At 44.5% G+C, this 15299-nt stretch carries 6 protein-coding genes, 2 tRNA genes, 2 rRNA genes and 1 pseudogene; 2 read left to right on the top strand and 9 right to left on the bottom strand.

What is annotated here, in order from left to right:
* Positions 1 to 257: 257 nt before the first annotated feature.
* Together BN2628_RS16210 and BN2628_RS16205 are read right to left on the bottom strand one after the other, a co-directional pair.
* Positions 258 to 1244 (bottom strand): hypothetical protein, encoded by a 987-nt coding sequence (locus BN2628_RS16210; RefSeq protein WP_021931583.1) that lies wholly within the window; start codon positions 1242 to 1244, stop codon positions 258 to 260.
* 178 nt (positions 1245 to 1422) lie between these two features.
* On the bottom strand, positions 1423 to 5379 hold the full coding sequence (locus BN2628_RS16205; protein WP_021931584.1) for a hybrid sensor histidine kinase/response regulator transcription factor: 3957 nt from the start codon (positions 5377 to 5379) through the stop codon (positions 1423 to 1425).
* A 304-nt stretch (positions 5380 to 5683) separates the two neighbouring features.
* Between BN2628_RS16205 and BN2628_RS16195 the strand changes: the two genes are divergently transcribed.
* Positions 5684 to 6430, top strand: a complete 747-nt coding sequence (locus tag BN2628_RS16195) for a nitroreductase family protein (RefSeq protein ID WP_021931585.1) — start codon at positions 5684 to 5686, stop codon at positions 6428 to 6430.
* Between the two features lie 903 nt (positions 6431 to 7333).
* On the opposite strand, the gene BN2628_RS17835 is transcribed toward BN2628_RS16195, so the two are convergent.
* The 3 genes and pseudogenes from BN2628_RS17835 to BN2628_RS16185 form a co-directional block, all read right to left on the bottom strand.
* Complete coding sequence (locus tag BN2628_RS17835) at positions 7334 to 7891, bottom strand: XAC2610-related protein (RefSeq protein WP_407065492.1); 558 nt, start codon at positions 7889 to 7891, stop codon at positions 7334 to 7336.
* Positions 7892 to 8341: pseudogene (locus tag BN2628_RS17685) on the bottom strand (WG repeat-containing protein); the annotation flags it as partial. It abuts the gene before it with no gap.
* 628 nt (positions 8342 to 8969) lie between these two features.
* Complete coding sequence (locus tag BN2628_RS16185) at positions 8970 to 9638, bottom strand: HAD family hydrolase (protein WP_044230994.1); 669 nt, start codon at positions 9636 to 9638, stop codon at positions 8970 to 8972.
* Positions 9639 to 9725: 87 nt separating this feature from the next.
* Between BN2628_RS16185 and BN2628_RS16180 the strand changes: the two genes are divergently transcribed.
* Entirely contained in the window at positions 9726 to 11093 is a 1368-nt protein-coding gene (locus BN2628_RS16180) for an MATE family efflux transporter (RefSeq protein WP_021931589.1), read from the top strand.
* A 788-nt stretch (positions 11094 to 11881) separates the two neighbouring features.
* On the opposite strand, the gene rrf is transcribed toward BN2628_RS16180, so the two are convergent.
* The 4 genes from rrf to BN2628_RS16160 all read right to left on the bottom strand — a co-directional run bounded on the left by rrf (position 11882) and on the right by BN2628_RS16160 (position 15261).
* Positions 11882 to 11992: ribosomal RNA gene (gene rrf / locus BN2628_RS16175) — 5S ribosomal RNA — on the bottom strand.
* Between the two features lie 99 nt (positions 11993 to 12091).
* Positions 12092 to 14970: ribosomal RNA gene (locus BN2628_RS16170) — 23S ribosomal RNA — on the bottom strand.
* Between the two features lie 125 nt (positions 14971 to 15095).
* Positions 15096 to 15169, bottom strand: a tRNA-Ala gene (locus BN2628_RS16165).
* A 15-nt stretch (positions 15170 to 15184) separates the two neighbouring features.
* Positions 15185 to 15261: transfer RNA gene (locus BN2628_RS16160), tRNA-Ile, on the bottom strand.
* Positions 15262 to 15299: the final 38 nt, after the last annotated feature.

The raw sequence follows: 15299 nt of genomic DNA, 5'->3' as shown, positions 1-15299 counted from the left end.
TACCAAAAACTGTACAGAATATAAACTCAAATTATCCAAATCCGGTATAACCCCGCAATCGACCTCACCGTCCCCATTGAAACGCAAAGCATAATTCGTACTTTGAGAAAACACCGAACTGACACAAAACAAACTGAAGAAAATAAGTAGGAGATTCCTTGTTTTCATATACATATTAATTTAAAGTATTCACGAAGAAAAAAGAAGATAGAAACCGGGAGCACACATCCCGGTCACTATCCGACAATTTATCTATCTCAAAGGATAACCTTTGATGTTTTATTAGCGTATTTTACAATATAAGCACCACGAGACATCGGTACCTCCATGAACGAATCGGTTACGCTGACTGTCTTTACCAAAGCACCGTTCAAAGAATAAATAGATACCACACTGTCTATATCCATATTATTCAGATAGATATACTGGTTATCCCACGTAACGAAACCTTTTGCATCATTTCCAATGGCATCGATACCCGAAGGAGTAGAGCCGTCAGGAGTATCCCAACCGTCGAACGTAATAGGATTGAATTCGGGACACTCTCCCGTAGGATTGGCTGTAAACTGTATCTTGGCTATATAGATGGCTCTGTTTGCAAGATGACCGCCCGGAATATTGAACCGTATGCGTAAAGGAATCCTGTCCGAACCCGTAATTCCGGCAATATCCAAGTCCGCATATATCGGCCACCACTTCGTATCCACAGCCGTATATGTCGTAGTCTCGGGCAGAGGTACATTAGTTACCGCACCACCGTAATTCCAGATAGAGATTTTATAATCCGCTGTCACAGGGTCTCCGATGACCTTCGATACAAAATGAAAACGTACCGGAGTATTTATCGGGAAATCGGTCTGAGTAAACATATGGATATTCGCATATCCGCCCAAAGCATCAGCCGCACTCAAGTCCGGTTGTTCCGTACTCCCGTTACCCTTTATCAGCAACATATTTCCATATTCCGAAGCGACGATATGGCAGCCCTTGTTCAATATAGCCACACCCGTCTCATCCTTCACCTGTCCTCCGGTAAGCACAACAGTACCGTCCTCTTTCAAATTTTCAGCCGGATAAGGAGAAGTAGGATTAGCTCCCGTTGAAGAATAATGAACAAACTCATACGGACCCGCCGCTTTATCGGCAAATTTCAAATGACCGGGAGTGATATCCTCGTCCGCAGCATACGTAAATAAATGAGCAGAAAAAAACAAAGTCGAAAATAGTAATACTTTTGTTTTCATAATAAAAGAATTTAATTAATGAATTAGTTTTTTCGTGTACTGCAAATGTAAAAAGGGCACAAAAAAAACATGTTCGAATGCGTCTAAACGATGTTCGGAATTGTCTAATTTTGATTACAAACAATATAACTAACTGATTATCTATTAATTAAAAAAAACTCCTGAATAAACTTCTCCTCTACGCTTGTACACCACTCCTGCACCGTTCTTTATACTCCGAAGGCGTCATCGAAGTAAACTGTTTAAAAGAAGTACTGAAATAACGCGAACTGGAAAATCCCGTACGTTCCGAAATCTCTGTCACCGACAAACCCGTATTTGCAAGCAACTGCATAGCCTGCTCTATCCTTATACGATTGATATAATCATTCACACCCAAGCCGGTCAACGCCTTTACCTTATTATATAGAGACGCCCGGCTCATTCCTATCTCCACAGTCAGGTATTTCACATCCAGCTCGGAATTATCCAGATTTTCCATCACCAGGCCATTCAATTTCATCAAGAACTGTTCATCAGCATTACTGAATGTCTGGTCCTTCGGAGCAATAGACACCGGTACGGCATTCCGGTAATAACTCTTTATCTGCTCCCGGTTCCGCAACAGATTACGTATGATAGTCAGAAGCATCTCATTATCAAAGGGCTTCGACAAATAAAAATCGGCCCCCAATTTATACCCCGCCGACAAACTCTCCGGATTATCCCGCGCCGTAAGCAAAATAACCGGAATATGACTGATTTGGATATCACTCTTCAACTCACGGCAAAACTCGAAACCATCCATACGCGGCATCATAATGTCACTTATCACCAAATCCGGCTGCCACTGGCGCACTACATCAAGACCATCCCGGCCATCTTCAGCAGTATACACCTGCTTGAAAATACTTCCGAAAGAATCCTTGATAAAAGAACGTATCTCCCGCTCATCATCGACTATCAAGATAGAATACTGGTGAAGAGGAAAATCCCTCTCCTCGACACACACCTCCATTTCAGTATCGAGATATTGAATATCATTCAGATACGTACCCGGATCACACACTACATCCATATCTCTCTCGGTCAAAGGCAACTCAAACCAGAAAGTAGCCCCCTTACCCTCATTATTATAAGCCCCTATCTTGCCCCCATGCAACTCGAGCAATGTTTTGGAATAAGACAACCCGATACCACTGCCGCTCATCTGATGCTCTCCCTGATAAAAACGCGTAAACAAATGCGTAAAATCGCTGTCACTCAATCCTATCCCCTCGTCCTTGACCGAAACACGCACACAACCGTCCCTCCTCTCCGTAGAGACAATCACCGTAGTACCCTCCTGGCTGAATTTGAGTGCATTCATCAAAAGATTAGACAACACAATTTCACACTTCCCCTTATCGAAAGAAACATTATCCACCCTCTCATCCGCCCGGAAAAAGAGCATTATCCCCTTCGTCCGGAACTCCTCGGCAAAATCACCCACAACAGACTCTATCCATGCATTCAACGGATGAGGAAGCAGATGCAAAGCCTCATACCCCACCTCCATACGGCGCATATCGAGCACCATGTTTATAATATTACGCATCTGGCGGGCCTGCTTGAATATCCGGGTCAACTGCAATTTCAACTCATTATCAGTAAACTTACCCCCCAAAAGCCTCTTCAATGGAGCATAAATCAACGTCAGAGGAGTACGCAACTCATGGCTGATATTAATCAGGAAACGCACCTTATCCTCATACACCTTACGCTCCCGCTCCTTCATCTCGAGTTGCAACCGGTCTTCCTTCTTCCTTATAATATAAGCCATTACCAGATAACATGCCAACGCAATCACCAGTACCAGGACGATAACAAACCACGGTTGCTCCCACCATGGCGGTACCACCTCCAAAGACAGAATACAGTTGGGACGGCTCCAACCTCCATCCTGAGTACTGCACGACGCCATTATCCGGTACTTTCCCACCGGCAAAGAATGCAATGTCAACGTATGGTCATACGACTCTATATCCGACCGGTCGAGCCCCTCGATACTGAACCGGAACATCTTCTTCCGGAACACATCCTTTTCCCTCACCATCGTCTTTACCACCAAAGAAGTATGATCCCAAGGAATACAGAGTCCCCGGTCCGAATCATTAATATCCTTCATTGCCGAGACACCGTCGAGAACAACATCCGTCAGTTCGACAGACAACGGTGACGGCTGCACATATTCCTTATACCTCTGCCCGTCAATACGTAAAAGCCCCGTCACTCCACCCATATAAATATCCCCCGTCCGGGATACCAGTGTCGGTTTGAACAAATATTCATTAGGCGAAGCACCATCAGACTCACCATAAATAAAAAACTTATTCTCCGCTATCGAATAACGGAACAACATCCCCTCGGCACCTATCCATAACCCTTTGTCCGAATACACCATGGAAGTAATCTCCCTGAACATGTTCGTTTTCACACTTCTCAAAGCATGAGAATATACATTATAATATAATAAACCCTGGTTAGTTCCAATCCAAAAATTACCTTTTTCATCACAACACGCAGCATTTATATACGCTTTATACTCCAGCGAAAGAATGCAAAACGCATCATTTTTCTTATTATCGAGCTTGAGAATATAATTACGGCCGAAAAGATACGTCACATCCCTATCAGAATAAAAGCGCTGGACCGTACCATAATAACGAGACGAGTCCGCAACATGAGCCACAGAAAAAGAAGCCGCCCTCTTATCATACATATATATCTTATCAGCAAACAAATGTATCTTGTCAGTATCAAAATAATCCACATTGACCGAGATACCCGAATGGGCAATCTGCTCATTACGTCGCTCATTCAGTAAAATAAAAGGACGCAAACTCCCAGTCCGTTTATCGAACAGGAACAACCCCTTGGCAAAAAAATACACCAACAGCTCACGATCACTATAATACGTTATAGACGCCACCTTACTATCATAAGTACTCGGATAATGCGTAAACTTATTGCTCCTCGTATCCAGCCGGTTCAACCCGCCACCGTCCGTCCCTATCCACACAGAACCGTCCCTGTCCTCATAAAGACACAACACCGTCTTGTCGCTCATCCCGTAACTGCTCCCCGGAGGCACATCACGATAAGTCCTCATATACACCTCTTTGATACCGAACAGCCCGCCACGTATCGTTCCGGCCCACATATTATTATCCTTATCCCGATACAGACAAAACACAGAACTCACCGGAAACGAATACACATCACCCGGAACATACCGGATATTGGAAAACGAATTATCACCCCTGTTCAATATACTGATACCGCCACCATCCGTAGCCAGCCACAACTGGCCGTCCCTCTCCTCTATATCGAGAATTACATTATGAGTCAAATCAGAATTCGACATATCATAATGCACTCGCTTCCTGCCGCCATCCCCATATCCGTCGAGACCCTTTCCATACGGAGAAATCCACAAATTATCCCGGCTGTCCACCTTCACAGCCATAATCTCCCTCTCCCTGCAAAACTCAGGCCTCGTTATCTCACCCGTACGGCAATCCAAAATCCACATGCCCTCCCACCGGGACGACAGTACCCAATAATGCTTACGCCAAGAAGACATATAATTAAAAAAAGCATAAGACCTCTCCTTCCACCGGATAGGAACCGTATCCATGACACACCGCGCATAATCCCAACGATATATCACACCCCGCCCTCCCAAAAGAAGAGCATCGTCCGTCAGCATGTAAGAATGAGCCTGCAAAGCTCTCTTGCCCCACCGAATCCGTTTGAAATCATCACTTTTCCTCTGATACACACATACCCCTTTAGACGTCGAAATCCAGATATTATTCTGGGCATCCTCTACAATAAAATGAATCAGATTATCAGGCAAAGAAGTAGCAGAATCTGGCACTGCCGAATAATTCTTGAACTCATGGCGATCAAAACGGCTCACCCCCCGACTCGTACCAATCCAAAAAAAGCCATTATGGTCGAGCATGATAGAACGCACAAAATTCTGAGGAAGCCCATCCTGTTGAGACAACTGCTTGAAATAAAAATTAGGAGACGCTTGAACGACGAAGGCCAAGCCGGACATAACGCCGACCCACAAAAACAACAAATATGTAAGCAAGTGTTTTCCCATACGAAAACAAAAATACGAAAATGTTTTCACTGACAAAAATAGATTTTTTTCCGAATATACAAGCCCAAACCCCAAATAAACATGATTAACCCCTCACGAAGTTTTTTTCTTTTCAAAATTACGTATCTTTGGATTGATTTTTTTAGAACCTGTCCGAATTTTCCGATAAGGAAATATTGTCCGGGGCAGATTTAGGAATTTCTTTCGAAAATATTTTTCCGTTTTTACAAGAAAAATAGCGGACTGTAAAAACAGGAAATTACAACCCAATACGAAAACCAAAACTAAAAATAAAAACACAAATATGATTATCGAAGATTTAAAACTGCGACGAACCATCAGGAAATACAAAAACGACCAAATTCCTGAAAAAATGCTGAACGAACTATTAGAAGTAGCCTTCAGAGCATCGACAACAGGCAATATGCAACTGTACAGCGTCATTGTCACCCGCGATGAAGAAAATAAGAAAAAGCTCGCCCCCGCACATTTCAACCAACCCACAGTAACGACAGCTCCCGTCGTCCTCACATTCTGCGCCGACTTCAACCGGTTCATCAAGTGGTGCGAATTACGCAAAGCACAACACGGGTACGACAATTTCCAGTCATTCTATACCGCCACCATCGACGCACTACTGGTCGCACAGCAATTCTGCACAGCCGCTGAGTTATGCGGGTTAGGTATCTGCTATCTGGGAACCACCACTTACAACGCCCCTATGATTATCGAAGCGCTCAACCTGCCCAAATTTGTCGTACCGGTCACTACCGTTACAGTCGGATATCCCGCAGAAATTCCGGCACAAGTCGACCGATTGCCCGCAGAAGCACTCATACACGACGAACAATATAAAGACTACACAAGCGAAGACATAGACCGCATATACGCAGAAAAAGAATCCCTTCCCGAAAGCAAGAAATACATTACAGAAAACAACAAAGAAACACTTGCTCAGGTATTCACAGACGTAAGATATCCCAAAGCAAACAACGAGCACTTCTCGGATATCTTCCTGAAAATCATCCGAGAACAAGGATTCCAATTTTAACATTTCCCCCTCCCCCTTCCCGAAAAGGAACCTTTTCCCTTTTTGAGAAGGGTGCATGACGTTAGAGCACTACCATGCAAAACAAAAATAAACACCACCTCAAAAACAGAAAATCTAAATCTTCCCTCTCGATATGAAAGCCTTCAGCACTTGTTTCTTTTTGAAAATGAGAGTATTATACAGGACATTTCCCCTCACCAGAGGGGAGGCCGGAGAGTATCATTTTTGATTGAAAATGAGCGGCTTGAGTATTGTGTCTCCCCTCTCGAGAGGGGATTAAGGGGTGTGTTACAATGAGAGGCGCGGATTAGGCTGAGGTATTATTAATGCTATTAGTTGAGGCAATATCTATCAGCTTTATGTGACCGCTTTTAATTTCAAAAGCCATGCGCAAACATCACACACACCCAGCCCCTCTCAAAAGGAAAGTGACATTTCTAATTGAAAATAAAGGCTTTGAGTGTGTATTTCCCCTCTCGAGAGGGGATTAAGGGGTGTGTTACAGTGAGAGGCGCGAATTAGGCTGAGAAGTTTTTTTGAGGCAATATCTATCAGCTTTATGTGACCGCTTTTGATTTGAGGTGTCTGTGTGTAACGACGAGATAGGCGACCTAGAATGAAATAGTGAGACTATGTTTCTTAGACTTTTGTGATTGCTTTTTCAAATGTATAACACCTGTGTACAGCAATACAAATCAATAACAAGCACTAAACCCCACCTTTATCCCAAAGTGCGACAAACAAATTTTTAAAATTGAAAAAATCGGCTTCCAATAAGAACAAAACCATATCAATTCAGCCTCTCCATACGTATCTGTTCCATCTCCATCCCTAATCCCGAGAAAAGCCGGAAAATGTGTGACAATGAAATAAAATTTTTAAATTCGAAGTCGTTCGACTATACTATTTTAGTATAATCGACACCCAATCACTACTTATCTCATCCTCCACAACATTTTCGTGCAACGTTACCATGCCTTTACCCTCTACATACTGTTTTTCTGTAAAGAGAGGAGGCTGCTCAGAACTTTTAAAAATTTGGGTTAAAGTAGCAACATTGACAAATCGACCATCAATAAACTCAAAACGCTTATAACAGTAAGATGCTGCCGACACACGTGATAAAGAGAATACACATTGTCTTCTCCTATTTATCTGTGGACTCTCTATTTGTTTGAAACTCTCATCTTTACAGTACTGTTTCTCTTTCTCATTCCACATATAGCAATCATAATATTGTACCATCTGATTGCCATATCGACCGAGATTGATGAGTATATCGTCTTTTCCGTCAAAATTGACATCTTGCAAATCAATCCTAACATTTAGATTATTGGCAAATTCGATGTCCGGAGGATAGGAATAAGATATTTCTTGGACTACCTTCTCCTGTGCGTTGAATATGGCTATTTGCAATCCTTTAAGGCTGTCCGTTCCACTTCTAATTCCACTATACCTCATTACCCTATTCCCTTTATGGTCAATAAGTTGCCATTCATCAGATTTCCAAAAACAAAATTCTCGGTCGCTATCTGCCTCTCCGTTTGTTGCCATTTGAGATTTTCCATCCTCGAATGGCGTGGCAAACTTAAACTGAGGTTCTATGGCAACATTCCCCAATGAATCGGCAAAACCTATCAATCCGTTTTCATCCATTATACGAAAAAGCCCTTCTCGTATATAATCGGGACCATTATCATATTTGAACACATAGAACAACTTTTTACCTTTATTATCTATGCAAACAATACGCCCGTTTTGTCCATTCTCATACACAAAACCGATATTCCGAATGGTATCAGTTTGGCAGAACTTATATTTGCCATAAGGCACAATGGTATCACCTTGCCCATTCAAATAGCAGACAGGGATACCAGCCTCAAGATATTTTTCTGACGTGTGCGCAACAAGTATACCATATTCACTACTGACATGCGAACAACCAACAGCTATGGCAAATATTACCGCAAAAAACAATGTATTTTGTAAATGCATATCAAACCGCCTTTCACTTTGTAATTAAATTCATAATGCAAAATTACAAAGATATTATTATATGATGATTCAGACACAAGACTTAAGAATCTCTCGTCTAAATTTTGCACGGGTCAGATTTGAGAATTTTTCAGAAATGTTTTTCTGCTTTTATGAGGAAGATAACAGGCTATCTGACAAAGATATACATCTATTATACCCACAAGACTGAGGTTTGTCATTTTCTCTTTTGGCTGCAACAATTCATCGATGCGCCCCAACAATATATCCTCAGAAAAGCGACCGGTTGTCGGAAAAATAATAACATTTACCAGATTTATATCCCCCGTCCTTCCGTTTCACCTATCATGCAACAAGATGTTTGCCCCATTAGATGTTATCCATTACCTCTTCTGGCATAAACCTATTTGTGAAATCGTGACATCGTGGTGACACTTTTAGAATTCACCCTTTTTATGGACATTTATACATCATCCGTATAGTTATGTATGATTTATAACGATATATAAATAAAAAGCGGTTATATATCAAAAGCCTGCCCCGGTCAATTCAGCCTCTCCATGCGTATCTGTTCCATCTCATCCACCGTAAAACCGGAAAAGTCGGCAATCACATGGTCAGCCAAAGCAGAAATACGCTCTGCCGGATGAGTGGTAGATAATCCGATTACCGTCATTCCAGCAGCACGGCCGGCCGTCAACCCCGCCAAAGAATCCTCAAAGACAAAACAATTCGAAGGAGCACAACCCAGCAACCTCGCCCCCAGCAAAAAACACTCCGGGTCCGGCTTCGATTTAGAAATCATATCAGCCGTTACGATAGCATCAAACATTCCCTTAAAATCAGGATGCACCCCATACAAAATCCCCATCTTCATATCATTGGAGCTGGTCACAACAGCAGTCTTTATACCCTGAACCCTCAAGCTTCCGATAAATTCCATTACGCCATTGATATACTCATAACGCATATGATTCTCAAAATAATCCAATGCTTTGGAAATCTGCTTTCTCACAGACTCATCCGGAAAATACTTGTCATAAATCTGATTCAGCGTATTCCCTTTTATAATATAATTAAAATTCTCAATCTCCGGATGGAACTTCTCACCCACCTTACCCCAAAATACCGAATATTGAGTCTCCGTATCCACCACGACCCCATCCAAGTCGAACAATGCTGCTTGATTCAGCCCCATACACTTTCCTTTCATTTTGTTTAACGCTGCAAAATAAACAAAACCCTTCGGACTACACAAATAATTCGTACCTTTGCACTAGTAAAAAGATTGTGAAATTTTATGACAGATAATACACCCACCGTATTGGGCACCCAGCCCATTGGAAAACTTTTAGTACAATACTCCATTCCGGCAATCATCGGTATGACTGTAACTTCGCTGTACAACATCATCGACAGTATCTTTATCGGTCACGGTATAGGTCCCCTCGGCATCACGGGGCTGGCTATCACCTTCCCATTGATGAACCTTGTCATCGCCTTCTGTACACTGGTAGCCGTCGGTGGAGCCACTATAAGTTCCATCTATCTCGGGCAGAGAAATACAGAACGAGCCACTGATGTACTCCATAATGTCGTACTCCTCTGCATTATCAATGCCGTATGCTTCGGGCTCATCACATTCATTTTCCTCGACCCCATACTCCACTTCTTCGGAGCCAGTGCCGAGACACTCCCTTACGCTCGTGACTTCATGCAAGTATTGTTGCTGGGGACCCCCATTGCCTTCGTTTTCATCGGGCTCAACAATATCATGCGGGCCACCGGTTACCCCAAAAAAGCAATGCTCTCCTCCCTGCTCACCGTAGGAGCCAATATCATCATCGCCCCCTTCTTTATCTTCTACCTCGACTGGGGCATGAGAGGAGCAGCCCTTGCCACCGTACTCTCCCAGACATGCGGAATGCTTTGGGTACTCAAGCACTTCTGCGACCCTAAAAGCTTCATTCACTTCCAGAAAGGGCGGTACAAACTCCAGAAACGTATCATCATCAGTATTTTTTCCATAGGTATGTCACCGTTCCTGATGAACGTATGCGCCTGTGTAGTAGTCATTATACTCAACAATAGCCTGAGAAACTACGGTGGCGACATGGCTATCGGAGCCTACGGTATCGTCAATCGTATGCTCACCCTTTTTGTCATGATAGTTATGGGACTCGCTCAAGGCATGCAGCCCATTGTCGGATACAACTATGGAGCACACCAGTTCCAGCGCGTACGTAACACTCTGAAATATGGAATCATAGCCGGAGTAAGTATCACCACAACCGGATTCCTCTTAAGTGAGATATTCCCACACGCCATTGTCGCCATGTTTACTGATAATGAAGCACTCACCGACATAGCCAATACCGGATTGAGAATCTGTTGCCTGATGTTCCCCTTCGTAGGTTGTCAAATCATTATATCCAACTTCTTCCAGTCCATCGGGAAATCACCCATATCAATATTCTTGTCACTTTCCCGGCAACTGCTATTTCTCATTCCCTGTCTCGTCATATTGCCCCGTTACTTCGGTACCAACGGAGTATGGAGCAGTATCCCAGTCTCCGATTTCGTTGCATTCGTCATAGCCGTTATCACACTCATCATCCACTTTAAGAAAGTAAATAAAAAAGAACAAGAACAAATACAAGTACAATAAACTCACACTTTCCGGCACGCCCCGAAAATTTACCATAAGTCGAATATTCGCAAGGGACACTTCTTCCTTATAAGAAAAGGAACTATCTCCCCTCTCAAAACGCCACACCTCCCTTTTGATAAAAGCCAGAGGTGTGTGATGCTTGTGCACATCATCCCAAATCAAAAGCAAAAAACAAAACTTGATAAACGCTTCTTCGCTACTCCAAACTCAGCAGACTCTACCTCAAAAAAACAATACCATCAATTAACATCCCAACCCAAACCATCCCCCCTCACCGTACACACCCCTTAATTATCTATCCAGAGACTATATAAAAACTGAAATCAAATTTCTAAAAAAGAGCCTGTACAAAGCGTATTTTTTGAATGAAAAAAGCACCTTTTCTTTTATTGATATACGCATTAAGCTTTAAATTGCAAGTTATTTATTTTTGTTTTTGACTTTTTACAGAGTTTCTCAAGAGAGGATAACACAATCATAAAACACTTATTTTCAAATAAAAAGCAACACCATCTCTCAATATCTCTACCCAAACACCATACTTTCCAANAATCAGGGAACATCAATTACCATCCGGTAGGGAAATCCGAGGGTTTCATTGTTTAAGCGTAAATTTTAGCCGGTCCGAACAGAAACAGAAACAAATCCAAATGCCCGAAAAAAAGGGCAGCGGCGTGTCCGGGAATCGGGTCCCGGGGGAGGGGGGGGGAAATGCATCTCCAAGGGGAAAAAAATAGGGAGGAGAGCAGGACCCTGCGGTCTTCTCTCCTCCCTATTCTCCTATAATACGGCAGCTACCTACTCTCCCACTGTGACGCAGTACCATCGGCGCGGTCAGGTTTAACTTCTCTGTTCGGAATGGGTAGAGGTGGAACCCTGACACTATAACCACCTGAATGCCTTCTTTTTTGCCATACAAAAAAAGAAAAGAAAAAGAAAAACACCAACAAACGACAGAACGATACCACGTATCCGGCACTACCGGAATCATACCTTACAGAAAGTCTCGGGTGATTAGTTTTGCTCGGCTTTGGCATTACTGCCTTTACACCTGCAACCTATCTACGTCGTCGTCTGCAACGACCCTCCAGGGAAATCTAATCTTGAGGCTGGCTTCGTACTTAGATGCTTTCAGCACTTATCCAATCCCGGCTTAGCTACTCAGCGGTGCTCCTGGCGGAACAACTGATAAACCAGCGGCCGGTCCAACACGGTCCTCTCGTACTAGTGTCAGAGCCTCGCAAATTTCCTGCGCCCACAACAGATAGGGACCGAACTGTCTCACGACGTTCTGAACCCAGCTCGCGTGCCACTTTAATGGGCGAACAGCCCAACCCTTGGGACCTTCTCCAGCCCCAGGATGTGACGAGCCGACATCGAGGTGCCAAACCGCTCCGTCGATATGAGCTCTTGGGAGCGATCAGCCTGTTATCCCCGGAGTACCTTTTATCCTTTGAGCGATGGCCCTTCCATACGGAACCACCGGATCACTATGCTCTAGTTTCCTACCTGATCGACGTGTCGGTCTCTCAGTCAAGCACCCTTGTGCCATTACACTCTGCGGCCGGTTACCAATCGGCCTGAGGGTACCTTTAGAAGCCTCCGTTACGCTTTTGGAGGCGACCACCCCAGTCAAACTACCCACCAAGCAGTGTCCTCTGCATGCCAGAGTTAGAATTCAAATAATCAAAGGTCCGTATTTCAACAGCGGCTCCTCGGATACTGGCGTACCCAATTCTCTGCCTCCGGACTATCCTACACATCAAGTACCCAAATTCAATGCTAAGTTGCAGTAAAGGTTCACGGGGTCTTTCCGTCCCGTTGCGGGTAATCGGCATCTTCACCGATACTACAATTTCACCGAGCTCACGGTTGAGACAGTGTCCAGATCATTGCACCATTCGTGCAGGTCGGAACTTACCCGACAAGGAATTTCGCTACCTTAGGACCGTTATAGTTACGGCCGCCGTTTACTGGGGCTTCAATTCTACGCTTCTCTTGCGATGACGTCTCCTCTTAACCTTCCAGCACCGGGCAGGTGTCAGGCTGTATACTTCATCTTTCAATTTCGCACAGCCCTGTGTTTTTGTTAAACAGTTGCCTGGACCTATTCTCTGCGCCCAACTTTGACGTTGGGACCCTTTTTCCCGAAGTTACAGGGTCAATTTGCCTAGTTCCTTAACCGTGAATCTCTCGAGCGCCTTGGTATATTCTACCCAACCACGTGTGTCCGTTTGGGGTACGGGTGAATGTAACATATGTTTAGCGGATTTTCTTGGGAGTCTGATTACCATCGCTATCCGGTTGTCCGAGGACGCCCGGTACTGTCAAGTTCGACTATCCCGGCGGATTTGCCTACCGAAATATTATCTACACTCTTTAACCTGCTATTCCGTCTGCAGGCGGATGTGTCACTGCTCCGTCTCCGCATCACTCTTACATTCAGTAACGGAATATTAACCGTTTCTGCCATCGGCTGCGCCGTTCGGCTGCGCCTTAGGGCCCGACTTACCCTGATCCGATTAGCGTTGATCAGGAACCCTTGGTCTTGCGGCGAGGAGGTTTCTCGCCTCCTTTATCGTTACTTATACCTACATTTGCTTTTCCACTGTCTCCAGCCTGTCTCGAGACAGGCCTTCTGCGACCCGTGGAATGCTCCCCTACCAATATTTGCATATTCCATAGCTTCGGTAAATAGCTTATGCCCGATTATTATCCACGCAGAATTCCTCGACTAGTGAGCTGTTACGCACTCTTTAAATGAATGGCTGCTTCCAAGCCAACATCCTAGCTGTCTTTGCAATTCTACTTCGTTAATTCAACTTAGCTATTATTTCGGGACCTTAGCTGATGGTCTGGGTTATTTCCCTCTCGGACATGGACCTTAGCACCCATGCCCTCACTCCTCGGGTAAAAGTTGAAGCATTCGGAGTTTATCAAGACTTGATAGGCGGTGAAGCCCTCGCATCTTATCAGTCGCTCTACCTCTTCAACTCAGCCCCGAAGGCTGCACCTAAATGCATTTCGGGGAGTACGAGCTATCTCCAAGTTTGATTAGCCTTTCACCCCTACCCACAAGTCATCCGAAAACTTTTCAACGTTTACCGGTGCGGTCCTCCAGTTGGTGTTACCCAACCTTCAACCTGCTCATGGGTAGATCACTTGGTTTCGCGTCTACTCCTGCCGACTATCGCGCCCTGTTCAGACTCGCTTTCGCTTCGGCTCCGGGCCTGAAGCCCTTAGCCTCGCCGGCAAGAGTAACTCGTAGGTTCATTATGCAAAAGGCACGCCGTCACTCCTTATAGAAGCTCCGACCGCTTGTAGGCGCATGGTTTCAGGGTCTGTTTCACTCCTCTGTTCGAGGTTCTTTTCACCTTTCCTTCACAGTACTGGTTCGCTATCGGTCTCTCGGGAGTATTTAGCCTTACGGGATGGTCCCCGCGGATTCATACAGGATTTCTCGTGTCCCGCACTACTCAGGTGCCGCCTCGGCTTCGCTTCGGATTCGTCTACGGGATTGTCACCTTCTTTGATCCAACTTTCCAATTGGTTCGACTTCCTCCGCTCTTGCCTTTATCGGCGGTCCTTCTACCCCGATCCTGCCGAAACAGGAACGGTTTGGGCTATTCCGCGTTCGCTCGCCACTACTGGCGGAATCATTGTTATTTTCTTTTCCTGTGGGTAATGAGATGTTTCAGTTCCCCACGTTTGCCCACTGCTTTGCAGTGTGTCGCCTTCCGACGACGGGTTGCCCCATTCGGAGATCTACGGGTCAGCGGATATTTGCTCCTTACCGTAGCTTTTCGCAGCTTATCACGTCCTTCTTCGCCTTCGAGAGCCTAGGCATCCTCCATGCGCCCTTGCTTACTTTCTTTCCCCGGACATGTCCGTTGTTGTATAACGGACATCCGGTGTGATGTATACCTGGTTCGCTTTTTTGTTGCTAGGTTTTTTTTGTTTGTTCTCTTCTTTTTTCAGTATGTCAAAGATCTTTTTTCGTGGAGAATAACGGATTCGAACCGTTGACCCCCTGCGTGCAAAGCAGGTGCTCTAGCCAGCTGAGCTAATCCCCCAAACTTCTGCCAGTTTGGTAGTCCCAGGCAGATTTGAACTGCCGACCTCTACATTATCAGTGTAGCGCTCTAACCTACTGAGCTATAGGACTGTCAATTCATCCCTCTGCCGGGCTGCTTCTTCTCTTGT

Source organism: Gabonia massiliensis (genome assembly GCF_001403595.1).
Lineage (GTDB): Bacteria > Bacteroidota > Bacteroidia > Bacteroidales > Coprobacteraceae > Coprobacter > Coprobacter secundus.
This window is presented reverse-complemented; position numbering and strand designations above follow the sequence as displayed.

What these genes read in the sequence shown, in the direction of transcription:
- BN2628_RS16210 (WP_021931583.1), bottom strand. Translation starts at nt 1,244, where the DNA reads ATGAAAACAAAAGTATTACTATTTTCGACTTTGTTTTTTTCTGCTCAT.
- BN2628_RS16205 (WP_021931584.1), bottom strand. Translation starts at nt 5,379, where the DNA reads ATGGGAAAACACTTGCTTACATATTTGTTGTTTTTGTGGGTCGGCGTT.
- BN2628_RS16195 (WP_021931585.1), top strand. Translation starts at nt 5,684, where the DNA reads ATGATTATCGAAGATTTAAAACTGCGACGAACCATCAGGAAATACAAA.
- BN2628_RS17835 (WP_407065492.1), bottom strand. Translation starts at nt 7,891, where the DNA reads ATGAGGTATAGTGGAATTAGAAGTGGAACGGACAGCCTTAAAGGATTG.
- BN2628_RS16185 (WP_044230994.1), bottom strand. Translation starts at nt 9,638, where the DNA reads ATGAAAGGAAAGTGTATGGGGCTGAATCAAGCAGCATTGTTCGACTTG.
- BN2628_RS16180 (WP_021931589.1), top strand. Translation starts at nt 9,726, where the DNA reads ATGACAGATAATACACCCACCGTATTGGGCACCCAGCCCATTGGAAAA.